Origin of the sequence: Sinorhizobium sp. NG07B (assembly GCF_002532005.1) — a bacterium.
Taxonomy (GTDB): Bacteria; Pseudomonadota; Alphaproteobacteria; order Rhizobiales; family Rhizobiaceae; genus Sinorhizobium; species Sinorhizobium fredii_C.
Window position 1 is genome coordinate 20,522 of sequence record NZ_NWTD01000009.1, and the last position, 23,259, is coordinate 43,780.

At 62.1% G+C, this 23,259-nt stretch carries 16 protein-coding genes; 7 read left to right on the forward strand and 9 right to left on the reverse strand.

What is annotated here, in order from left to right; translation table 11 throughout:
• Positions 1-512: 512 nt before the first annotated feature.
• Positions 513-1,895 (reverse strand): S8 family serine peptidase, encoded by a 1,383-nt coding sequence (locus tag CO664_RS23220; protein ID WP_097540037.1) that lies wholly within the window; start codon positions 1,893-1,895, stop codon positions 513-515.
• A gap of 135 nt (positions 1,896-2,030) precedes the next feature.
• Between CO664_RS23220 and CO664_RS23225 the strand changes: the two genes are divergently transcribed.
• A complete protein-coding gene (locus tag CO664_RS23225; RefSeq protein WP_097540038.1) occupies positions 2,031-2,573 on the forward strand; it encodes an RNA polymerase sigma factor in 543 nt (180 codons plus the stop codon).
• Complete coding sequence (locus CO664_RS23230) at positions 2,570-3,361, forward strand: anti-sigma factor (RefSeq protein ID WP_097527932.1); 792 nt, start codon at positions 2,570-2,572, stop codon at positions 3,359-3,361. The genes CO664_RS23225 and CO664_RS23230 overlap by 4 nt, the downstream gene beginning before the upstream one ends.
• 213 nt (positions 3,362-3,574) lie before the next feature.
• Here the strand turns inward: CO664_RS23230 and CO664_RS31305 are convergent, their stop codons facing one another.
• The 5 genes from CO664_RS31305 to CO664_RS23255 all read right to left on the reverse strand — a co-directional run bounded on the left by CO664_RS31305 (position 3,575) and on the right by CO664_RS23255 (position 7,970).
• The gene (locus tag CO664_RS31305; protein ID WP_158254932.1) at positions 3,575-3,763 is read right to left on the reverse strand and encodes a hypothetical protein; all 189 of its coding nucleotides are present in this window, start codon (positions 3,761-3,763) and stop codon (positions 3,575-3,577) included.
• 123 nt (positions 3,764-3,886) lie between these two features.
• Positions 3,887-4,600 (reverse strand): DUF6065 family protein, encoded by a 714-nt coding sequence (locus CO664_RS23240; protein ID WP_097540039.1) that lies wholly within the window; start codon positions 4,598-4,600, stop codon positions 3,887-3,889.
• 69 nt (positions 4,601-4,669) lie between these two features.
• On the reverse strand, positions 4,670-6,463 hold the full coding sequence (locus tag CO664_RS23245) for a cation:proton antiporter (RefSeq protein ID WP_097540040.1): 1,794 nt from the start codon (positions 6,461-6,463) through the stop codon (positions 4,670-4,672).
• A 227-nt stretch (positions 6,464-6,690) separates the two neighbouring features.
• Complete coding sequence (locus CO664_RS23250; RefSeq protein ID WP_097540041.1) at positions 6,691-7,137, reverse strand: TIGR02588 family protein; 447 nt, start codon at positions 7,135-7,137, stop codon at positions 6,691-6,693.
• Complete coding sequence (locus CO664_RS23255; protein ID WP_097540042.1) at positions 7,134-7,970, reverse strand: TIGR02587 family membrane protein; 837 nt, start codon at positions 7,968-7,970, stop codon at positions 7,134-7,136. Before CO664_RS23255 ends, CO664_RS23250 begins: the two co-directional genes overlap by 4 nt.
• A 397-nt stretch (positions 7,971-8,367) precedes the next feature.
• Between CO664_RS23255 and CO664_RS23260 the strand changes: the two genes are divergently transcribed.
• The 3 genes from CO664_RS23260 (at position 8,368) to CO664_RS23270 (ending at position 12,139) form a co-directional block, all read left to right on the forward strand.
• Entirely contained in the window at positions 8,368-9,591 is a 1,224-nt protein-coding gene (locus CO664_RS23260) for an extracellular solute-binding protein (protein ID WP_097540043.1), read from the forward strand.
• Positions 9,592-9,653: 62 nt separating this feature from the next.
• Positions 9,654-10,742 (forward strand): sugar ABC transporter permease, encoded by a 1,089-nt coding sequence (locus tag CO664_RS23265; protein WP_097540044.1) that lies wholly within the window; start codon positions 9,654-9,656, stop codon positions 10,740-10,742.
• Positions 10,739-12,139: a carbohydrate ABC transporter permease gene (locus tag CO664_RS23270; protein ID WP_245426459.1), complete on the forward strand. Its 1,401-nt coding sequence runs from the start codon at positions 10,739-10,741 to the stop codon at positions 12,137-12,139. Before CO664_RS23265 ends, CO664_RS23270 begins: the two co-directional genes overlap by 4 nt.
• A 190-nt stretch (positions 12,140-12,329) precedes the next feature.
• On the opposite strand, the gene CO664_RS23275 is transcribed toward CO664_RS23270, so the two are convergent.
• Complete coding sequence (locus tag CO664_RS23275) at positions 12,330-13,553, reverse strand: bifunctional alpha/beta hydrolase/OsmC family protein (RefSeq protein ID WP_097540045.1); 1,224 nt, start codon at positions 13,551-13,553, stop codon at positions 12,330-12,332.
• Between the two features lie 348 nt (positions 13,554-13,901).
• A complete protein-coding gene (locus CO664_RS23280; RefSeq protein WP_037424093.1) occupies positions 13,902-14,348 on the reverse strand; it encodes a VOC family protein in 447 nt (148 codons plus the stop codon).
• Between the two features lie 410 nt (positions 14,349-14,758).
• Here CO664_RS23280 and CO664_RS23290 point away from each other — a divergent pair, with 410 nt between their 5' ends.
• The gene (locus CO664_RS23290) at positions 14,759-15,244 is read left to right on the forward strand and encodes a BA14K family protein (protein WP_097540046.1); all 486 of its coding nucleotides are present in this window, start codon (positions 14,759-14,761) and stop codon (positions 15,242-15,244) included.
• A 173-nt stretch (positions 15,245-15,417) separates the two neighbouring features.
• On the opposite strand, the gene CO664_RS23295 is transcribed toward CO664_RS23290, so the two are convergent.
• Complete coding sequence (locus CO664_RS23295) at positions 15,418-20,481, reverse strand: hypothetical protein (RefSeq protein WP_097540047.1); 5,064 nt, start codon at positions 20,479-20,481, stop codon at positions 15,418-15,420.
• A 714-nt stretch (positions 20,482-21,195) separates the two neighbouring features.
• Here CO664_RS23295 and CO664_RS23300 point away from each other — a divergent pair.
• Positions 21,196-23,250 carry a hypothetical protein gene (locus CO664_RS23300; protein WP_097540105.1) on the forward strand — a complete coding sequence of 685 codons (2,055 nt, stop codon included), beginning with the start codon at positions 21,196-21,198 and terminating at the stop codon, positions 23,248-23,250.
• Positions 23,251-23,259: the final 9 nt, after the last annotated feature.

Sequence of the window (23,259 nt, forward strand, 5' to 3'; positions counted from 1 at the left end):
CCACGCTCGGGAGCGGAGGCTTGGCCGAACGGCTGGAACCATGAGCTCTTGGGCCGGTCCAATATGTCGAGACCGTTCCATTTTCATTTATCGCCGTTTCCGGCGGCAACGGGGTCAAACACGCGCTGGCGCGGCTCCAGGTCTTCTCAATGTGACCGGAAGTGCCCGGCCAGCTGTCTGCGGTCGCAAGGCTTCATTGAATTTACACTCTTGAGCAGGGAAAGGCCCTGCCCCGGGGCAGGGCCTTTCATTTGAAGCACTCAAAATATCCAGTATTAACTAGCGAGGCAAGAAAATATTCTTGCGCGAAAAAGTATACTTCGTAAAATTTCCTAAAAAATGCCCGAAATATCCGCCCTCGCAGACAGGAGATTACACAATAACAGGGGTATATCAATAAAAAATTAGGGGTTTATATTAAGTCATATTAATGGAGGCGAGAGCGCACGCTACCCGAGGAGGGTTGATGGTAGTCCCCGGTCGCGCAATCTGCTGTAGAGCGAGCAAGTGATCTAAGAAGCTTTTTCGCAGAGCGACCGCGCGTTCAGGAGGCCCCAGCCGAAGACTGGATCCTTGCCCGGATCGCCGAGGTCTTCCACGTTGCCGGCGAGCCTCTCGCGGATCAGCGCAGGGCCGAGTTTCGGCTCCGACGCCTTCATCAACGCCACCGCGGCGGTGACGAACGGTGCGGCGAAGGAGGTGCCGGTTTTCGGACGAGCTCCGGTGATCGACGCCGCCGTCCAGACGGCCACACCGGGAGCAGCAAAGTCGATGTGGTCGCCGCGTCCGGCGCGCCTGTAGGGTTGCTTGCTCTTGTCCGTCGCTGTCACGGCGATGACCTCTTCGTAAGCGGCGGGGTAAACCGGCTCCGCTCTCGGGCCGCCATTGCCGGCCGCGGCCACCAGGATGATGCCGCGTTCGCCCGCCTTCTTCACCACCTGTTCGAGCAGCCGATTGGGCGGCCCGGCGAGGCTGAGATTGATGAGCTGCACTTCGCGCGCGGCAAGGAGGTCGAGAGCACGCACCAGATCGAACGCGCCGGAGCGGTCGTCTTGCCTCGTGGCCCGGTGAAAAGCATCCACGGCGATCAGGTCACCGCCCGGAATGAGACCGGGCGTGCGGCTCGTCGTGGACCCGACGAGCAGAGCCGCGATCGCGGTACCGTGCTGCTTCCCCGACTGAGGCAAGCTTTCATCGGCAAGGCGGATGATTTCGATATCGCTTCCTTCGAAGGCGTCGTGCTCGGGGTTGATGGCAGTATCCACGAGGCCGATCGTAACTGTGCCGCTGCAAGCGCTCGGTCGATCGTAAGCCGAGGGCCAGCCGATGACGCTGCGCGCCAGGCAGTCCCCCCGCGCGCAATGCTCTGCGCCCCGTTCCGGGCGGAAGTAATGGTTGAAGTCGATGCTGGCCTCTGGCGCAAGGGTCTGCGCCCGCGCTCTCGCAGCGTCCAGGGTCATCCTCGCGGGGATGCGAAACTTGACGATTTCGCTATCGAGCATCGTCACCGTGCCGCGGTCGACGACCTCGAAGCCCGCTTCGGCCAGTTGCGTGAGTTGAGCCGCGCTGAAACCGAAACCGACGATCTCATCCGGTGCTCGTGCCGGCACGGCGGGTGCGGGAGCAGGCGCGCGCCGGGCGATGTGTCGGCGTGGGAAGAGGCCGCGGAACGGGAGCAGGCTCCTGCCGCCGTTCCACCCTGCACCGGACCGGTAGGATCCGGAGCGCCCAGATCTGCTGCCTCCCTCATCGTCGTCATCGTCATCGTCGGCCAGGGCCGCTTTGGCTCCGAGGATTTCCAACGTCGTTTCGCTGCCGGAAACCATGGCGTCGCCCGCGACGAGGGCGATTGCCGTAAGGGACATGACCAGAATGTTTCTCAGCGGGGTCGCCATCTCAGAACCTCGATCTTGCTTGAAGCACGAGAGTGCATTTCTTGGACAGACGGGCGGGTGCCTGTAGATTGAATGGGAACGGCTGAGTCGTCGATCTATTCCCATTTCTCGTCCAAATTGCGGAGTTTCGGGGTCATGAGCGTTGCGGTGAAGGATGTCGGTGAACGCCTCATAGCGTTTCTGCCCAATCTGCGCCGCTTCGCCGTATCGCTCTGCCGCTCGCGTGATGTCGCCGACGACCTCGTTCAGGCGGCTTGTGAACGGGCGCTGGCAAGCGCCGACCGCTTCGAGCCGGGCACACGCTTCGACGCATGGATGTTTCGCATCCTCCGCAATTTGTGGATCGACCAGGTGCGCAGGCAGAAAACCGCGGGCATTCAGGACGATATCTCCGAACGCCAGGACATTGCCGGCTCGTCCGGGGAGGGCGAAGCCGAGGCGCGCCTGACGCTCAACACCGTGGCGGAAGCGATCGGAGAGTTGCCGGAGGAGCAGCGGGAGGTGCTCATCCTCGTCTGCGTCGAGGAGCTTTCCTATCGCGAGACGGCCGGTGTCCTCGACATCCCAATAGGAACGGTAATGAGCCGGCTGGCGAGGGCCCGCAAGAGTCTCGCCGAGACTGCGGGAATAACGACAAAGAGCGCCCGTTCTCACGTGATGAAGGACGTAGAGGAATGACCAGGACGGATTTCTCCGATGAGACACTGATGCGCTTCGCCGACGGCGAGCTTGATGCCGAGACCTCCGCTGAGGTCGAGCGGGCAATGGAAACCGACGACGAACTTGTCGCGCGGGTGGGCCTATTCATCGAAACGCGTCAGGCGGCGAAGACCGCCATGAAACCGCTACTCGAAGAACCCTTGCCGGCCGAACTCAAGTCCGCCGTCGAGAGGATGGTCGCGGAAAAGGCTTTGGCGCAGAATGCATCGGCCCCCAGGGTGCTGTCTTTCCCGCATCGGGCCGCAAACGATCGGCCGATAAGCAGCTGGGCCGCACCCATCGCCGCCTCGGTTGTGGCCCTCATCGCCGGGTTCGGTGGATATTGGCTGGGCCGCGGTGGCGAAGCGGCGCCATCCAATGTGCTGCCACTCGCGGCCCTGAGCAAACCGGCGCTCGACGAGGCGCTCGTAACGGTCGCCTCCGGTGCCGAAACGCAATTGCCCGGTTCCGACCAGCGCTTTCGTGCCATTGCGACATTCCGCGACAATTCACAGGCGCTCTGCCGCGAATTCGAAGTGGATTCGGCCGACCGCTCGACGGTGGTTTCCGTTGCCTGTCTTGCCGGCACCGAATGGCGCGTGACTTTCGCCGTCGCCGCACAAGGCGGCAGCGATGGCTATGCGCCGGCATCATCCCTCGAAACCCTCGACTCCTATCTGACGGCGGTTGGCGCCGGGCAGCCACTCGAGGCAGCGGAAGAAGCCAAGGTACTTGGCGATCTCCGTCAAAAAAGCGAAGCGAACTAAAAAATGCCGCCGTGGAATAGAGGCAAGCATCGCCCGTTACTCCACCGGACCGAAGAAACCGGTCCGGTCTAAATGAGGAGTAATTGGCATGATCAAGAATTGGGCAAATACCGCGCTCGCCGCCGGATTGGCGGCATTCGTGGGCTCTGCCGCCGAGGCGAGCCAGCACCCGCAGATCCTTCCTGACGGCGCGAGCTCGCAGAGACAGAGCAGTCATGCGACCGGCCGCACGGACGGCGAGATCATCGTTGCCGGCAACAGTTCATCCAACTCGAGTTCCAATTCATCGAGCAATTCCAGTTCCAACTCGTCTTCGAACAGTTCGTCGAATTCGAGCTCGAACTCCTCTTCGAACAGCTCCTCGAACTCGAGCTCGAACTCGTCCTCGAACAGTTCGTCCAACTCGAGCTCGAACAGCTCCGGTCGGGACTATCGTCCCGGCAAGCTGTGGCGGGTGCGCTGAATACGCACGGCAAAGGAAGCGGGGCCGGATGGATGCCGGCCCCGCTCATTATGTGTAACGCTTCAACGACCAGCGCGGGCCGCCTTTCGATACCATCCCTGCCCGGCGATTGTGTTCCGATAGATAGTCTCGCGCTCGACGGCCTCCCGTCGGGTTTCGGCGCGAATTTCCGCCGTCACGGCTGCGTCCACTCGGCGAAACGGTATCACCTGAACGAGCGGCGTTCCCTTCTCGATGACATAGAGGCCGTCCGGCGCCGTGGCAAAGAAGGGGAAATGGATGTTGGCGGCGTAGCTATCGGTGTCGACGATGCCCGCCACGCATTCGAATGGCTGCCCCGGACGGTTGAGCGGCGGCAGGAAAAGGCAGCTCCAGCCAGGCGGCGTTCGTATTGACCAGTAGTTGTGAAACTTGCAAGGGGGAGAGGGCTCACGTGGGTTTCCCGCCACCTGATGGGCCCCGTGATTGCTGACCATGACGCGGTCGAACTCCCATCCTGCTTCGACACTGCGGCCGCCGTCCTTGATCTCCAGCCTGACGGTGGCGGCGATCGGCAGAATCCACCCGGCGGCCATCGCATCAAGAAAAGGCATGCAGCGCTTGGCGGTTAGGCCATTGTTGTTGGTCGACAAGTGGTCTTTATCAATCGCCGGCAGCTTTCGGAACCAATCCGGCAGGGCCGACTTGGCCGGCACAGGCGGCGCGATGACGCCTTGGTCTTCCGGCCGGCAGAGAAAGCGCATGACCCGCGGTTCCTTTTGCAAAATATTCAACATTCCGATTTCTCCAGTTCGAGTGGCTCGGGAGAAACGGTGCGACGCGACTTCTATTCCCTCGGGTAAATTCTACGCATCAGTCGACTTTCCGACCGCGGAGGCCCGAATGGCATGGCGTTCCCTGCCGGTGCCGTCGATCGGCTGCAGCATCCTGCGAAATTCATCCCGTTTCTCGTGGATCGATGCAATCACGAGGCCCATCGGAATGCCGATGTCGACGAGCACGGCTTGCGAGAGCTGCAGGCTTGCCTCGATGTTCTCCGGCACGGCATCCGTGACTTTCAGCTCGTACAATTCCGTCGCGTGCACCGCATCGCGCGCGCGGGCGACAATGGTCAGATCCGGCCGTTCGGATCGCGCAGCACGGACGATCGACTCGACCGCGTCGGGATTGTCAATCGTTACGACGAGTGCGCGGGCGCTTTGAATTCCGCAACGCCGAAGCAGCTCGATGCGGGTGGCATCGCCATAAAAGATCGTATCTCCGCGCGCTCGCTGTCTGGCGACCAGCACGGGATCGGCATCGATCGCCAGGAATTTCAATTCATGCCGTGAGAGCATCTCGGCGACCAATTGCCCGACGCGGCCGTAACCGACGACGATCACGCGCTCGGGGTCGTCGTCATGTTGTGGCGTCAGCCCTGCGAACTGAGCTTCATCCATCCTGGCATAGGCAGCACCTCGGCCCACGATGCGGATCAGCATCGGAATTGCTATCATCGTCAAGATCGCCGCGACCGTTGCCGTGGCGCTGGCTTCAGCAGGGACGGCATTGCCGGCAACGGCGGCACCGATAAGGATCAGCGCGAACTCGCCGCCGGGACCAAGGATGATTGCCAACTCGCCGGCGCCCCGGTTTGACAGGCCCATCAGGCGCGCGATCGGGAACAGGATGGCCGCCTTGATGGCGAAGAAGCCGATCGCGACACCAAGTGTAGGGATCGGGTTCGCAATGATTTCCGATAGGTCGAGACGGGCTCCGACAGAGACGAAGAAAAGGCCGAGCAGAAGCCCCTGGAAGGGCTGGATCGTCACCTCGATCTGCCGGCGATACTCGGTTTCGGCCAACAGCAGCCCGGCGATGAAGGCGCCCAGGGCCATGGACTGGCCGCTAAGCGCCGTGACAAGGCCGGAGCCGATCACGACCAGGAGGCATGCAGCGACGAACAGTTCGCCGCTTTTTGTCGCCGCAACCAGCTTGAACAGGGGGCGAAGAACCAGACGACCCAGCCCGGCCATCGCGATCAGCGCCAGTGCGGCAGGCGTCAGCGCGTACAGCAAGCCGGCGCCGAGCCCACTTCCCCCGCGTGCACCCAGCATCATCACCATGAACAGGAGCGGCGCCACGGCGAGGTCCTGAAAGAGCAGCACGGCGAAGCCGGCGCGTCCAACCGCGGTGTTCAGCAGTTTGCGCTCGACAAGCGACGGCAGAATGATCGCTGTCGAAGACATCGCCAGCGCGCTGCCGAGCACGACCGCTGAAGCTGGCGTTTGACCCAGAAGGCCCGCAACGCCTGCCAGGATCGCTGTCGTGGCGAAAAGCTGCAATCCCCCCAGCCAGAAGACCAGCCTGCGCATCAGCAGCAAGCGGTTCCACGACAGCTCGAGCGCGATCATGAAGAGAAGAAACGCAACACCGAATTCGGCCAGATGGGTGATCTGCCCGACTTCCGTTATGGATATTGCCGAGAGCCACGGTACGTCTCTGGCAAGTGCTCCGAGACCGAAAGGGCCAAGCACGATGCCGGCGGCCAAAAATCCGAAGACCGGGCTCAACTTCAACCGCCCGAACAAAGGCACGATGACGCCGGCCGTCGCTAGAAACAGCAGAAGCTCCTTGTAGTTTTCAGTTTCCGGCGTCATCGACAGCTCTTAAGTTCCGCGCCAGGCCGCACTTACTCCTTGCAAGGATAGTACTCTCATTTCAGGGGATAGTGTCGCCGCAGCCATGCTGAATGCCAACGCCGTAACCATGCTCGTGGCAAACTGGCCTGCCGTTGGTTTTCAGCAATAGGAACAAACTCTGCATGGTGGTTTCGTCGAGCCGTTGCAAGGCTGGTTAGTTGGGCCAGTGAGGTGGAGGAGGACGCTTAAGGGTCAGTGTATCCACGGGCGAAAAGGCGCAGGTCATAGGCCTTGGGATCACGTTGGAAGATCACGGCACCCTTCCGCTCGGACTGCTGTGGAACATAGTCGAGCACGGCGCTGCTCTCCTCGACGACCTCGTCGCCCTTGCGAAGCTCACCTTGAATCTCAACCGCAGCAACGGACCTTCCCGCACGATTTTCGGCGGCGAACTCGACCACGTAACTGCCATTCGCGGACGTGACCTCGACCGGCAGCACGACGAGCTGGGCCGTCCCCTTGGGCTCGCTCAGGCCTTCCGTGACCAGATATGCGAGCACCACAAGCAACGCCAAGCTACTCACTCCGGCCACGATCCACTCGGTAGTGGAAGTTCCCGGTTTTCGCGTGATCGTCTCGTCGTCGCGCTGCGCCTTCTGCTGCCTGTCGCCTTTTGTGGAGTTTTTTGTCACAGGATGAGCCTCGCCACCGCCGCCCCCAATGCGCCTGGAAACGAAAGAACCACGACCGCGCTCAGCGTTTCCGAAAGCCCGGCCCCATCGGTTCTGCCGAAAGTCCATAGGATGTAGGCGTTGACCAGCATCACCAGCGCATAACCGACGATCGCATATCGGAAGAAGATGCTGAAGAAGCCGGCGCCCGGTTCCGGATTGTGCGTGCCCCGGAATTCGAGCTCATAGACGAAGGCGTGCATGAGGCCGAGCGTTCCGACGACCAGCGCGACCTCCTGCCAGGGATTCATCTTGTAGGCAATCAGGACGACCTCTTCGGTCGGTGCGATGTTCACCGACAGGAACAGTGCTCCGACGACCATCAGAAACAGTTCTCCGGCGTAACCGGGCTCCGGAATCTCGTTGTCCTCCAATGGACTTGGACCCAACTGGGCCCGCGCTAGCGATGCACCCAAGCTGCCGGGCACAACCTGAACGGCAATCTTTCCGACCACCTCCCGGAGCGGCATTTCCGCGTTCACGATGCCGAAGATCAAAAGAACCGCTGTCGCCGCGAATGCGGCAACCAGCAGCGCCACCAATGCATCCGCTATACGATCGCGAAGCATCACCGTCTCGCGAAAACCTCCATATTTGTGCAACAGCACCAGCATCGGGACGGTGACCGCCAGCAATAGCGCAAGCCGCAAAGGGTGAAGATGAAAACCCAGAGCCCAGGCCTCCATCGTCATCAGCACTGGTACGGCGAAGATCAATGCTCCGGCGAAGGCGCGACCGAGACCAATCCAGAACTCGCGCAGCGTTGGGCCGACGATGACTTCAGTTGCCGCCAATCCGTTCCCCTTTCACGACGTTGGCCGATTTTGCACGCGTATCGGCTCGTGCAAGCCGGTGGGAAAACAATGCTTGCTGCGCATTCCTGTTCCGGAACACTGCAGAATTCTCTTGGTGTCTCCGGCCCTTCGTTCATGAAGCTGGGACATAGTCGCCGATCGGGTTGTTCGACTGCCGATTTGTCGACGGAACAGACCGGCATGCTGGGGCGTTTAGCCAATCGTTCTTCAGGGCGGCAGTTGTTTGCGCTTTTCGCGCGACGTTCTGAGATGCCGAAGGAGGCGGGAACTTCGCCCCTCGTCGAAAAGCCACCTTCCTGACCGGATTAGAACCTCGAGGTGAGATCGGCTCACCACCGATATGCTGTGCTGGCACCTGATTGGAGGGAGGACCGATATGCTGTCTTGTCCTGCGGGAGCTCTCGCTGCAGCGACCATGCTCGCTGGCTTGCCGGCGTTCGCTGGCGACACCGTCCGGATATCCGGTTGGGGCGGGTCCGAGGTCGCCATCGTCAACGGCCTGTTGACCGACGTTCTTGCCGAAAAGCTCGCGAAAGAGGGCATCACGGTAAAATACGAGCCCGTGGATGGCGAGTTTTCGCAGTTCATTGTCAACGGCCTGTCGGCGGGTACCGCTCCGGACCTTTTCTACGTCGACATTTTCTGGGCGCGCTCCGTGTTCAGCGCCGGTCAGGCCTTGCCGGTAACGCAGGACGTATCCGGCTTCGCAGCCAATCTCGTCGAGGCGTTCACATATGAAGGGAAGCTTTACGCGATCCCGAAGGACTTCAACACGCTGGCGGTCCATTTCAACAAGGACATCTTCGATGATGCCGGCGTTGCTTATCCGAGCGACGGCGATACATGGAAGACGCTGCAGGAGAAACTGGTCGCCGTGCACAAGGCTCTTCCGGAGGTCGATGGCCTCTGTCTCGTTCCGGAATATGCCCGTTTCGGCGCCTTTGCATTGTCAACAGGCTGGACCCCCTTCGACAGCTGGGGAAAAACGATGCTCGATCAGCGCTTCCGTCGGGCTTTCGATTTCTACACCGGCCTCGTGAAGTCCGGGGCTGCCGTCCTGGCCGCCGACGCGGGGCAAAGCTGGGCCGGCGGGTGCCTGGCGTCCGAGCGGGCTGCCATAGCGATCGAGGGCGCCTGGATCATCAGCGCCCTGCGCGACAGTGCCCCGAACATGAACCTCGGGACTGTCCGAATGCCGAAGGACCCCGAAAGCGGCAAACGAGGCAATATCGTCTTTACCGTCGGTTGGACCGTCAACGCGGCCTCCAAGGTCAGCAAGGCTGCTATAAAGGTGGCCGGGCTGCTGACCTCAGAGGAGGCCCAGCAATGGGTTCTGGAGCAAGGACTGGCCCTGCCGAGCCGGACCGGCCTGGCTGACAACCCGTGGCTGCGGGGGGACCGGCCCGAACAGATGACAAGCCGAGTGATTTTCGAAGGACTGTCGGACGATCACGTCACGCCGTATTTCTTCGGAAAGGTCGGAGGGAGTTGGATGCAGCCGATCAATGCGGCGCTCAATTCTGTCATCCTCGGGGAGGCGGACGCCGACACAGCCTTAGCATCGGCACAAAGCGCCCTCGATCGAATGCTCGCGAATTAGGCGTTGCTCTCGAGCAAAGAGGAGACGGCTGGTTCGGCAGGGCACGCTCAGGAGGAGCATGCATGGCGCGAGCAAGGTCGGAAGAGAGGAGCGGCTGGCTCTTCATCTTGCCCTTTACGGTCTCGATGGCGCTGTTCTTCGTCTACGCGATCGTCCGGACAGCCTATTACAGCTTCACCGATTTCGACCTGTTCAAGACTCCGAGCTTCGTCGGGCTGTCCAATTACGCTGCGCTTGTCTCCGATGAGCTTTTCCTGACCGCCCTGCGCAACACGATCGGCTTCTCGCTCATCGTCACAACGGTTCAGACCGCGCTTGCGCTTGCTCTGGCAGTTCTCGTGAACCACGCCGTCCGAGCGAGGGGACTTGTCAGGACCGCGTTTTACCTGCCATCCATCATGTCCAGTGCGGCCATGACGCTTATCTTTCTTTGGCTCTTTCAAAGAGATGGCTTCATGACCGCGATCGTCAGCATCGTGCTTGCCTATCTCCGGCATATCCTTCTGTTCCTCGTGGGCGTCGCTGCGGTGCAGGGTGCGCTCGTTCTCAACGCGCGGCGCCGCTATGAAGGCGTTTCGATTTTCGACCCCTTCTTTCTGCTCGTCGCCGCTGCGAGCGCGCTGGCACTTGTCGTCGCCTGTGCCCTCGCGGGATTGCTGCCTGTCTTCGATAACGATCTGCGTATTTCCTGGCTGAATACCCAGCAGCGTTTCCTCTTCATGCCGGTCACGCTGTGGTCGGTGGCGTTGATGAACGTCTTTACGACGGTCCCGACGCTGATGCTGTTGTTTCTGGCGGGGCTACAATCGATTCCGAACGCCTTGTACGACGCGGCCGAGATCGACGGGGCCAACGCCTTCCAGCGATTTCGCCATATAACCGTGCCGGCGCTTAGGCCGGTGACCTTTGCCGTCGTCACGATGGGCATCATCGGCACCCTGCAGATGTTCGACCAGGTCGCGGTTCTGGGAGATGCGGCGCCGCTGGCAAGTCGCGCGACGCTTGCATATTACGTCTATGAGAACGCGTTTCCGGCGGGCGCCTCTTCGAGGATCGGCATGGCAAGTGCGGCGGCGCTGGTCCTCGGCATTCTGACAATCGCAGTCGTCTACGTTCAAAAGTCGGTCGGCGTGAAGGAACGGGCCGAATGATGGTGAGGAAAGTTGCTTCGGATGCCCCGCCCTCACGCCGCCCTCTGCCGTCTGGGGCGCTTCGCCGGCGGCAGCTTGCGCTCAGCGCCTGGTTGTATCTGACCCTTCTTGCCGTCGCGACGATAATGATGGGGACATTTGTTCTCGCGTTCATGGCGAGCCTGAAGGCCGACCCGCTGGAGAGACCGTTCCGTGTCTATTTCGATCAGCTGAATCCGGCCGCGTGGATTGCCGCCGCCCGTTTGGGGCAAGAGGGTGCGGGTGACGCTTTGTGGGGAGGACTGTCTCCCGGCGCCGAAGTGGACTTCAGTGTCACTTACGCAGCGCCCGCCGGGACCAAGATCGTCGAACCGAAGGCCGAGATTCCGCGCCGCCGCCCGGGGTCGGGCATCGCCGCTGCACTCATGCGGCATTACGCGGCGGACTACGCGTCAATCGCGCTGAAAAATTCCAGTTCGGCAATGATGCAGGTTCGTGATGAGGAGGGAGGATTGCAAGCGCGGCAGACGCGGACATTCGTCTATGAGATCACCTACCGCACCGACCGCGAGGATCGGCCGCGGATCGAACGCACGCCCCTCAATCTGACCGCTCCGCCCTCTCAAACGCTTGTCGAAAGTCCGATTTCGCCATCGCGGTCCGAGCGTCGCGGACGTCTCCTGAGTTGGGACAACATCACGCCAGGCGTTCTCGGGCTGATCTTCAACAACTACCGGCGGGTGATAAACGAGACGGCTGACCTGGAGACGGGGAAAAGCCTGTTCGGGAGCTGGCTGGTCAATAGCTTCGCCATCGCCGCCGGACGCCTGGTCCTGACGCTCGTCGTCGCCAGCCTTGGCGGTTATGCACTTGCGCGGCTCGAATTCAGGGGCAGCCGTTTCATCTTCGCTGCATTGCTCTTCTCGATGACGATTCCGGCGCAGGTGACTTTCGTTTCGAATTATCTGATCTTCAGGGACCTGTCGCTTCTAAACACTCCCTGGAGCGTGATCGTCGTTTTCGTCGCCTCGGCCAATGTCCTGTTGATGAAGCAGTTTTTTGAAGGGTTCCCAAGAGAGATAGAGGAGGCAGCAATCGTGGACGGCGCCAGCCGTTTTCAAGTGTTCTGGAAGATCGTGCTGCCAAACGCAAGGCCGGCTTTGTTGGTCAACGCGATTCTCGCCTTCCAAGGTGCCTGGAACGACTTCTTTTGGCCCCTCGTCCTCATCACCAGCCCGCCCGAAGCGCTGACGGTTCAGGTCGGGCTTCTCAGCCTTCGTCGCTCGTTCGGGGGCGCGCAGGGCGATTGGGGACTCGTTCTGGCCGGCGCGTTCATCTCGATCGTGCCGGTGCTTATCCTTTTCGTCCTCTTCCAGCGGCACATCGTCTCGACTGAGCTCACCAGGGGCACCGCCTAAGGCGCGCCGCGTTCAAACGCATTCACGCGGCGCGCTTTAGGTCTTTGTCTTTGTGCATGTCGTCATCCCACAACCGCTGCACACTTTTGGGCGACATGCATTAGCACTGCCAAGCTATCCTTTGTTGGTGACCTCGAGGCCTCATACTCTCAAGGGGCTTCCAGCACTGAAGCAATCCACCTCTCGCTTATCATTTCACGACGGTTTTTATCTTGGCGATCGATTCGAGCGTGCGATGGACGGGGCACTTGCCGGCAATTTCCTCGATCCTGCTGCGAAGCTCCTCGGAGATCCCGCCGTCGATGGAAATGACGCGCTCGAATTGATCGATCCTGCCGCCGCCGATTTCCTTCTCGGTGCACTCCTCGCAGTCCTCCGCATGAATCTTGGCATGCGAGACGTCAACGCCAATTCGCCCGAGGGAAAGCTTCTTGTGGTCGGAATAGAGACGCAATGTCATCGATGTGCAGGCGCCAAGTGCAATCGACAGGAAGTCATAGGGTGATGGCCCGGAATCGAGCCCGCCCACTCTTTTGGGCTCATCGGCGAACAGCCGATGGCCGCCAGCCTGAACCGCGTTTTGAAACTTGCCTTCGCCCGTTTCCGTCACACGCGCATGTCCAATCGGCTCCTCGCCCTGCGGCACGTCAGCGGAGACATAACGGGTCAGCCATCCCGATATGATCCGGCCGACGAAGGCTGCGTCCTCCGGATCGGTGAGCAGATGATCGGCCTTATCCAGCGACACAAAGCTTTTCGGATGTCTGGCCGCATGGAAGATTTCGGTAGCATTCTCGATTCCGACGGTCTCGTCGAGGGGAGCGTGAAGGATGAGGAGCGGTTTTTTCAGGCTTGCAACAGCATCCTTGATACGCTGCTCACGTGCATCTTCGACAAACTGCTTTCGAACGAGGAATGTACGCCCCGCGAGATCGACTTCGGCCGCACCGCTCTTTTCGATCTCCTCGAGGCTCGTTCCGAAGTTCTTCAGCACGTGACCCACATCGGCCGGTGCACCGATTGTCGCCACGGCGCGCACCTCGGGAATCTCCTTGGCAACGGCCAGGACCGCAGCACCCCCGAGCGAGTGGCCGATCAGCAACGAAGGTGCCTGATAGCGTTGACGGAGATAGTCGGCGGCGGAAACCAGGTCGGCGACATTGGAGGAGAAATTCGTCGAGGCGAATTCGCCTTCGCTCGATCCCAGGCCGGTGAAATCGAAGCGCAGGACAGCGATACCTTCGCGCGCAAGCTCCGCGGCAATGCGGCGCGCGGCCGCCAGATCCTTGGAACAGGTGAAGCAATGCGCAAAGAGTGCGTAAGCGCGCAATTTCCCGTTGGGCAGATCGAGGCGGGCGGCCAGTGTTGCCCCGGAATGGCCGGCAAATTGGTGCCGTTGCGTGTTGAAAGGCATGGTAACGCTCCTTGGCTCCGCGGAAAGGAGCATTCTACACCTGCAACGACGACAGACTACCTACAGCGCCGCGCGTCTTATCAGACGCGCAAAGGTCGCTGCAGCACTTTGAATTGCTGCATGTCTTTGTCCTTAAATCGAGGTCGACTTAAGGAGACATGCAGTAGCTGTTCATTTCGGCCAGAGTTTCGACGCGTCGGGTCGACGCGCCGACGTCGCCTTTGATCTGCTCGGCTATGCGCTTCTGCTCGTCGTTCACAAGATGGATCAGTAACCGAGCGCGGCGCTCAAGGGCCGGAAGCAGCTTCCGGCCAGCCTGGCTTTCAGGTCCTCGCAGTAGGATCGCAGTCAGCCCTGCGTCGGCCGCCAGTCGGGCGACGGAATGACGTTGATCATCCACGGGACGCCGAACCTGTCGATCAGGGAACCGAAACCGGGCGACCAGAAGGTCTCGCCAAAGGGCATGACTGGCTTGCCCCCTTCGGACAGCTGATCGAACCAGCGTTGGGCTTCGGCCTTGTCCTGCGTGTGCAGAGTGACATCGAAGCCGTTCTTGGGCTTGTCGATGTTCCGAGCCCATTCGACGTCCATGTCGGCGCCCATCAGCGCCTGGTCGCCGACCTCCAGCCAGCAGTGCATCAGCCAATCCTTGTATTTGGGATCGTTGATCGGCATGTCCGGTGGGGCTTCACCGTAGGAGTGGGCGGCGGTGATCTTGCCGCCGAGCACCTTGGCGTAGAACTCGAACGCCTCGCGGCATTGCCCTTGGAAACTCAGGCTGGTGACGATCTTCATGATTGCGTCCTTCTCGTCGTTGTGATTTCGGATTTGGAACGGAAACGGCAGGCCTGCAGCGACTTACCAGACGCGCAAAGGTCGCTGCAGCGCTTGAATTGCTGCATGTCTGGGTCCTTAAACCGAGTTTGATTTAAGGAGACATGCAGTGAGCAATCCCGGGCATCTTTCGGCACCTGCGAGTTCATAGCCGTGGTGGCGGCGGATCCGCCCAGTGATCTCACACTAACGTTGATATCAACGTAAATCCGCTCGGCTGTCAACCGGGAGCTACGTTTTCCCTAGACCGAACCGTCGGGACACCGATTCGGTGGACTGCCGGCGACGTCAGTCTCGCGGAAACAAAGTGCGACGATCTCCATTCCGCGTTATAATCGACATGCGGCGGTTTAGATGGAAAGGCGCAGCCGATGAAGAGGCTAGCAATCGTTGCCTTGTCGCTCGCGACGACGTTGACAAGCGTCCCGCCGGCCATGGCATTTCCAATCGTTGTCGCGCCGAAGGTCGAGGCAGCGCAGGCGCAGCCGGTCCAGTACAGGCGCTATCGCGGTGGCTATCGGGGCGGGTACCACGGGCATCACCATAACGGTGGTGGTGGCGATGACTGGGCCTGGGCGCTTGGCGGGCTCGCAGCCGGCGCGCTCATCGGCGGGCTGTTGACGCAGCCGAGGTATTATGGGCCCGGCTACTACGATCAGTATTACGATCAGGGCTATTACGGACCGACCTATTATCGGCCGCGCTACTACGCGCCGCGTTATTACCGTCAGACCTATTATGGCGGCAATGCGCATGCACGCTGGTGCTATGCGCGTTATCGGTCCTACAGGGCTTACGACAACACGTTCCAACCCTATTACGGTCCGCGACAGGCGTGCGTCTCGCCTTACTATTGATAACACGGCGCCACGGAGCCTGATGCCACGCACGTGATACGAGGCAGGCGCCGCCGATGACCGCCTTCGAGAATCCGGCGCCCCCTGGCGTTCACCACTCCAGCTCCGGACAAATTGCAACGGCCCCGCTTCGGGTGAGGCGGGGCCGTTAGCTCGATCAAATCAGGCTTGGACTAGATGGCCTGGTATGCCGCGATGATCGCTTCCACCTGCGAGTCGTCCAGTGCATCCACCTGAGCCGTGGTGACGGCCAGCAACTGGTCGCTGGAGAGGCTCAGGATATCGTCGCTGGACAGGCCGGCGAGTGCGCTCGTGCTGATCGCGGCGATGTCGGCGGTCGAGAAGGTCGCGAGGTCATCCATGGAGAGTGCTGCGATATCGGCCGAGTCCAGCGCTGCGACCTGGGCCGAGGTCAGCGCCTCGACCTGATCGGTGCTCATCGCGTCGATCTGGTCGGAGCTCAGAGCGCCGATGACCTTCGTGCTCAGGGCCGCGACCTGGTCGGTGGTGAGCGCCGCGACGTTATCCGTCGAGAGCGCGGTCAGCTGCGTCGAGGTGAGCGCCGCGATCTGGGCCGAGGTGAGCGCTGCCACCTGGTCCGAGGTGAGCGCCCCGATCTGCGCGGTGGACAGTGCTGCGACCTGGGTGGTCTTCAGCGCCGCAGCCTGGTCGGTCGAAAGGGCCGCCAGATTGTCGGTGGAAAGACCCGTCAGAGCAGTCACCGAGATTGCCGCGATGTCGGCAGTCGAGAAGGTCCCGAGATCCTCCGATGCGAAGGCTGCAAGCTGCGCCGAGCCGAGCGCGGCCACCTGTGCCGTCGTCAGAGCCTCAGCCTGAGCGGAGCTCATGGCGTCGATCTGGGTGGAGCTCAGAGCGGCGACCGTCTTCGAGTTCAGCGCCGCGACCTGGTCGGTGGAGAGCGCCGCGACGTTGTCGGTGGAGAGCACCGCAATCTGCGTGGAGCTCAGGGTGCCGACCTGGGACGTGGTGAGCGCAGCCACCTGATCCGAGGTGAGGGCGGCGATCTGGGCGCTCTTCAGCGCTGCGATCTGGCTGGTCTTCAGCGCTGCCGCCTGGTCCGTCGACAGTGCCGCGACATTGTCGGTCGTCAATCCGGCGAGGGCAGTCGCGGTGATCGCAGCGATCTCGGCGGTCGAGAAGGTTGCGATGTCCTCGGAAGCCAGAGCCGCAATGTCGGCCGAGTCGAGCGCCGCGATCTGGGCGGAGGTCAAGGCTTCAGCCTGATCGGACGTCAGCGCGCCGATCTGTGCCGAGCTCAGCGCTGCGACCGTCTTCGAGTTCAACGCTGCCACCTGATCGGTCGAGAGCGCGGCGACATTGTCGGTGGAGAGCGCCGAAATCTGCGTCGAGGTCAGGGCTGCCACCTGCGACGAGGTGAGGGCAACGACCTGGTCCGATGTCAGGGCGGCGATCTGGCCCGTCTTCAGCGCCACGACCTGGGTGGTCTTCAGTGCTGCGGTCTGATCGGTGGAGAGAGCTGCGACATTGTCGGTGGAAAGACCGCCCAGCGCCGTGACCGTGATCGCTGCAATATCGGCGGTCGAGAAGCCGGCGATATCCTCGGAGGCGAAAGCCGCAAGCTGCGTCGAGGTGAGCGCCGCCACCTGCGCCGTGGTCAGTGCCTCGGCCTGATCGGAGGTCAGTGCTTCGATCTGCGCCGAAGTGAGCGCTGCGACACTCTTCGAGTTGAGCGCTGCGACCTGATCGGTCGAGAGCGCCGCGACATTGTCGGTCGTCAGTGCCTTCACCTGCGTCGAGGTCAGGGCTCCGACCTGCGACGAGGTGAGCGCCACGACCTGATCCGAGGTAAGCGCGCCGACCTGGGCGGTCGAGAGCGCTGCGACCTGGCCGGTCTTCAGTGCCGCAGCCTGATCGGTCGAAAGGGCCGCGAGATTGTCGGTGGAAAGACCCGTCAGCGCGGTGACCGAGATTGCCGCGATATCGGTGGTGGAGAAGGTCGCCAGATCTTCGGAAGCGAAGGCGGCGAGCTGCGTCGAGCCGAGCGCGGCCACCTGCGCCGTCGTCAGAGCCTCAGCCTGATCGGAGCTCAGGGCGTCGATCTGGGTCGAGGTGAGCGCCGCGACCGTCTTCGAGTTCAGCGCCGCGACCTGATCGGTGGAGAGCGCGGCGACATTGTCGGTGGAAAGCACCGAAACCTGCGTCGAGCTCAGGGCTCCGACCTGGGACGTGGTGAGCGCGACGATCTGGTCCGAGGTGAGCGCCGCGATCTGGGCGGTTTTCAGCGCCGCGATCTGGGTGGTCTTCAACGCAGCGGCCTGGTCGGTGGACAGTGCCGCGACATTGTCGGTCGAGAGGCCTGCAAGGGCGGCGACGGTGATGGCCGCAATGTCTGCCGTCGAGAAGGTCGCGATATCTTCCGAGGCCAGGGCGCCAAGCTGGGCCATGGTCAAGGCGGCGACCTGCGCCGAGGTCAGCGCTTCGAGCTGATCGGAGCTCATCGCATCGATCTGCACCGTCGAAAGCGACGCCAGCGTCTTGGTGTTGAGCGCCGCGACCTGATCGGTGGTCAGTGCCGAGAGGCTGTCGGTGGTGATCGCGGAGGCCTGCGTCGAGGTCAGGGCACCGATCTGAGTGGTGCTCAGGGCGGCGATCTGGTCCGAGGTGAGGGCGGCGATCTGGGTGCTCTTCAGCGCTGCGACCTGGGTGGTCTTCAGTGCTGCGGCCTGATCGGTCGACAGGGCCGCGACATTGTCGGTGGAGAGGCCGGCGAGCGCTGCGACCGAGATCGCCGCGATGTCGGCGGTCGAGAAGGCTGCGATATCTTCCGAAGCGAGCGCAGAAAGTTGTGTCGAGCTGAGCGCGCCGACAAGAACCGAGGTCAGCGCCTCCACCTGAGTGGAGCTGAGCGCGCCGATCTGTGCCGTGCTCAAGGCCGCGACAGTCTTCGAGTTCAGCGCTGCCACCTGATCGGTGGAGAGTGCCGCGATATTGTCGGTGCTGATGGCGGACACCTGCGACGAGGTCAGCGCTGCGACCTGGGAGGAACTCAGGGCCACGATCTGGTCCGAAGTCAGGGCGGCGATCTGGGCGGTCTTCAGCGCCGCGACCTGGGTGGTCTTCAGCGCTGCGGCCTGATCGGTGGAGAGTGCCGCGACATTGTCGGTGGAAAGACCGGTCAGGGCAGTGACCGAGATTGCCGCAACGTCGGCGGTCGAGAACCCGCCGATGTCCTCCGAGGCGAAGGCCGCAATCTGGGTCGAGCTGAGCGATGCCACTTGAGCCGTGGTGAGAGCTTCGGCCTGGTCGGAAGTCAGGGCCTCTACCTGTGTGGAGCTCAGCGCTGCGACCGTCTTCGAGTTCAAGGCGGCGACCTGGTCGGTGGAGAGCGCGGCGACATTGTCGGTGGAGAGCGCCTTGACCTGCGTCGAGGTCAGGGCTCCGACCTGCGACGAGGTGAGCGCCACGACCTGATCCGAGGTGAGGGCGGCAATCTGCGTCGACTTCAGCGCCGCGACCTGGGTGGTCTTCAGCGCAGCCGCCTGGTCGGTGGAGAGTGCCGCGACGTTATCGGTGGAAAGACCTGCCAGCGCCGTGACGGTGATCGCCGCAATGTCGGCGGTCGAGAAGGCGGCGATATCCTCCGAGGCGAAGGCCGCGATCTGCGTCGAGGTGAGCGCGGCCACCTGGGCCGTGGTCAGAGCCTCGGCCTGGTCGGAAGTGAGGGCGCCGATCTGTGCGGATGTCAGAGCCGCGACCGCTTTCGAGTTGAGCGCTGCGACCTGGTCGGTGGAGAGTGCGGCAACATTATCTGTGGAGAGCGCCGCCACCTGTGTGGAGCTCAGCGCTCCGACCTGGGACGAGGTCAGCGCCACGACCTGATCCGAGGTGAGGGCGGCGATCTGGGTGGTTTTCAGTGCTGCGAGCTGGCTGGTTTTCAGCGCTGCGGTCTGATCGGTGGACAGAGCGGCGACATTATCCGTAGAGAGACCCGACAGGGCGGTCGCGGTGATTGCCGCAATCTCCGAGGTCGAGAAAGTTCCGATATCCTCGGAAGCCAGCGCGGCAATATCGGCCGAATCGAAGGCGGCAATCTGAACGGCGGACAGAGCGTCGACCTGATCGGAGGTCAGCGCGCCGATCTGGGCCGAGCTCAGAGCTGCGACGGTCTTGGAGTTGAGCGCTGCGACCTGATCGGTGGAGAGCGCTGCGACGTTGTCGGTGGAGAGTGCAGAAATCTGCGTCGAACTCAGGACGCCGACCTGCGACGAGGTGAGCGCCACGACCTGATCGGAGGTGAGGGCGGCGATCTGGGCGGTCTTCAGTGCCGCGACCTGGGTGGTCTTCAGCGCTGCGGCCTGATCGGTGGAGAGAGCTGCGACATTGTCGGTGGAAAGACCGGCCAGCGCCGTGACCGTGATCGCTGCAATATCGCCGGTCGAGAAGCCGGCGATATCCTCGGAGGCGAAAGCCGCAAGCTGAGTCGAGGTGAGCGCCGCCACCTGCGCCGTGGTCAGTGCCTCGGCCTGATCGGAAGTCAGCGCTTCGATCTGTGCCGAAGTCAGCGCCGCGACGGTCTTCGAGTTGAGCGCTGCGACCTGATCGGTGGACAGGGCGGCGATGTTGTCAGTTGAGAGTGCCTTTACCTGTGTCGAGCTCAGGACGGCGACCTGCGAAGTGCTGAGCGCGCCGATCTGGTCCGACGTGAGGGCGGCGATCTGCGTGGTCTTCAGCGCTGCAACCTGGGTGGTCTTCAGGGCAGCGGCCTGGTCGGTCGACAGTGCCGCGAGATTGTCGGTGGAGAGACCTGCGAGCGCGGTGGCGGAAATCGCTGCAACCTCGGCGGTCGAGAAGGTGGTGATATCTTCCGAGGCCAAAGCGGCAATCTGCGTCGAGGTGAGCGCGGCCACTTGCGACGTGGTCAGCGCCTCGGCCTGGTCGGACGTCAGGCCGCCGATCTGTGCCGAGCTAAGCGCCGCCACCTGCGACGTCGCCAGGCTTGCGATCTTCGCCGCATCGATGGCTGCCAGTTGGTCGAGGCTGATGCCGGCGACCGAGGTTGCGGCAATGGCGCTCAGTTGCGAGGTGGAGAAGATCGCGACATCTTCCGTATCGAGCGCCGCGATCTGGGTCGAGGAGAGCGCCTTGACCTGAGCCGTGGTCATAGCCGCGACGTCTTCCGTAGTCAGGGAGGCAACTGCGGAGGTCGAGAGATTTTTGATCTGGGTGACGCTCAGAGAAGAGATGATGGAAGTCATGGACGCGAGCCTTCAAAGTTAATCGCTTGTGGAGTTAACCCGTTGGCGCCGACCGTGCGACAAGCGCTGGGAACCCACGAGGGTCCAAGCGCGTGATGCGTGCGACCACATGCGACGCCCGTCCACCCGGACGCGAAGACCAGCTTCGGCTGTCGAACCGTCCTGATGGGCGAAGTATCGGGTTGAGGGACATGGCTCGCGTGAGCCCTAGCGTTCGGAAAGCTTCATGCAGACAGGACGATCGCGTCCTATTTCCTACGCCAAATGAATGAAACCTTCCCTGCGCGAGATCGGTTTCGTCATCTTCGCCGCAGCCTCATCCGGCGGTTGCTGGCTGCGGTACTCGGTTACTACGACTAGCTACGAAAGTTAAAGTTTTAGTTAACGGGCCAGGTCAAACAAACGCCGCAATGCTCGACCGCACGCCCGCCGCAGACGCGACGATTCGGGAACAGGCGCACGTCCATATGCGACGCTACACATCGAATCGGCCCTTCGCAATATTCAGCGGAACTTAAAATGTCTGGAGGGTCAATCCACTCGGGCGGCGCTCACGTGCCAAGCCGAGGAACCGGGTAGAGGTTGGAGCAAACCCGCCCCCGCGAGTCGCAAGGAGGCGCAAGCCCAAGGCAAGCTAGTCGGGTTAATGGCCTAAAACAGCATTCGAAGATGTTCTCAGAGTCGGCCGCCAACTCGCCTGTCAGTGGGATTTCCATGACCATCTACACTCATCTCGCCTCGGATCCTGCTTCGCCACTTGCTGGCTTCCTGGAAAGGGCGCGGCAGCAGCGGCTCCCGCTCACGGAATTGTTTCAGTTTGCAGAAAGCTTCAATGCCGCCGGGCAGAGAGCACAGGCCGCCGAACTCTATAAATACTGGATCGCCTACAACGATTCCAATCCGCTGCTGCATCTCGTCTACTTCAACTACTCCGTCACGCTCCGGCAGCTGGGCGATCTCGCCGGCTCCATTCATGCGTTGCGCGCTTGCCTGAAGCTCGAACCGCGCTTCGGCCAGGGCCACATCAATCTCGGCCGCGCGCTGGAGGATGCCGGCCTGACGGGACAGGCGATCCAACAATGGCAGGTCTATTCCGAGGCGACCTCCGAGATCACGCCCGAGCGCGCTGCGCATCGGCTGATGGTTCTCCAGCATATGGGCCGTGTGCTCGAGAATGCCGGCCTCATGGAAGAGGCGGAAAACACCCTGTTGAAGGCGATCGAGCTCAGACCCGACAAGACGGAGGCCGGTCAGCATTGGACTTCGCTGCGGCAACGGCAATGCAAATGGCCGACATTGGTCCCCTCCGAGCATGTTTCGCATCGGCAACTGCTCGATGCGCTCTCGCCCTTGACCCTCGCCTGCTATGCCGACGATCCGGTCTTCCAGCTCGCCAAGGCCTATCGCTACTGCAAGTCGCTTGTCGGCCGCCCCGATTTGAGCGGCTTCCCGAAGCCTCAGCCTCGGCACAAATCCGGCACCAGGCAGACATTGCGCGTCGGCTATGTGTCCTCGGACCTGCGCGATCACGCGGTCGGCTTCGCCCTCAGCGAAGTCTTCGAGACGCACGACAAGGATAGCGTCGAGATCTATGCCTATTACTGCGGCGAAGCACGGACGGGCGACGCAACGCAGACGCGGATGATGGACGCCATCGACTGCTGGCGCGACATTTCCGCAGTCAGCGACAGCGACGCTGCAAAGCAGATCGTCGCCGACGAAATCGACATCCTGGTCGACGTCAACGGCTACACGAAGCATGCCCGCACCAGGATCTTCGCGTATCGGCCGGCCCCGGTGATCGTCAGCTTCTGCGGTTACCCAGGCACCATGGGCAGCCCCTTCCACCAATATGTCATTGCCGACGAGCAGATCATCCCGCCCGAAAACGAGATCTACTATTCGGAAAAGGTGCTGAGGATCCCGTGCAACCAGCCCGTCGACCGCAAGCGGCAGATCGCGCCGCGGCCGAGCCGGGCCGAAGCGGGGCTGCCCGAGGATGCGTTCATCTTCGCCTGCTTCAACGGCATGCAGAAGATCACCGCCGCTTGCTTCGACCGCTGGATGGCGATCCTTGCCGCGACCCCCGGCAGCTACCTCTGGCTGCTCGGTGGCGGCGACGATGTCGATCAGCGCCTCATGCAGGCGGCCGAGCAGCGCGGCGTGTCCTCCGAGCGGCTGATCTTCGCTTCGAAGGCTCCCAATCCCAAGCATCTGGCCCGCATCGGATTGGCCGATCTTTTCCTCGACACCTTCCCCTATGGGGCGCATTCCACCGCCGGCGACGCGCTGACCATGGGATTGCCGGTGCTGACATTCCCCGGCAACGGCTTCGCATCGCGGTTCTGCTCGAGCATCGTTGCCGCGGCCGGCGTGCCGGAGCTCATTTGCGACGGACCCGACAACTTCGTCCAGAAGGCGATCGCGTTTGCGCGGGACCGTCAGGGCCTCGCCACGGTCCGGCAGGCGCTGGAGAGCCGGCGCGACGCCAGCGTATTGCGCGACATCCCGGCGCTGGTCCGGCGCCTCGAGGAACTGTTCTGGCAAATGCAGGGCGAGTGCGAGCGCGGCGAAACCCCTGTGCCCGATCTCGGCAATCTCGACATCTACTACGAGGTCGGAGCGGAGATCATGAAGGAGAACGTGGAGTTCGTCGACAGTGCCGCCTATCGGCAGCGTTATGTCGAGAAACTGGCCGAGTGGCACGCCTTTGCGCCGATCCCGTTCGACTCCCGCCTGTGGACAGCGTCGGCGGCCGGCGCGCGCTGAGCGGCACCA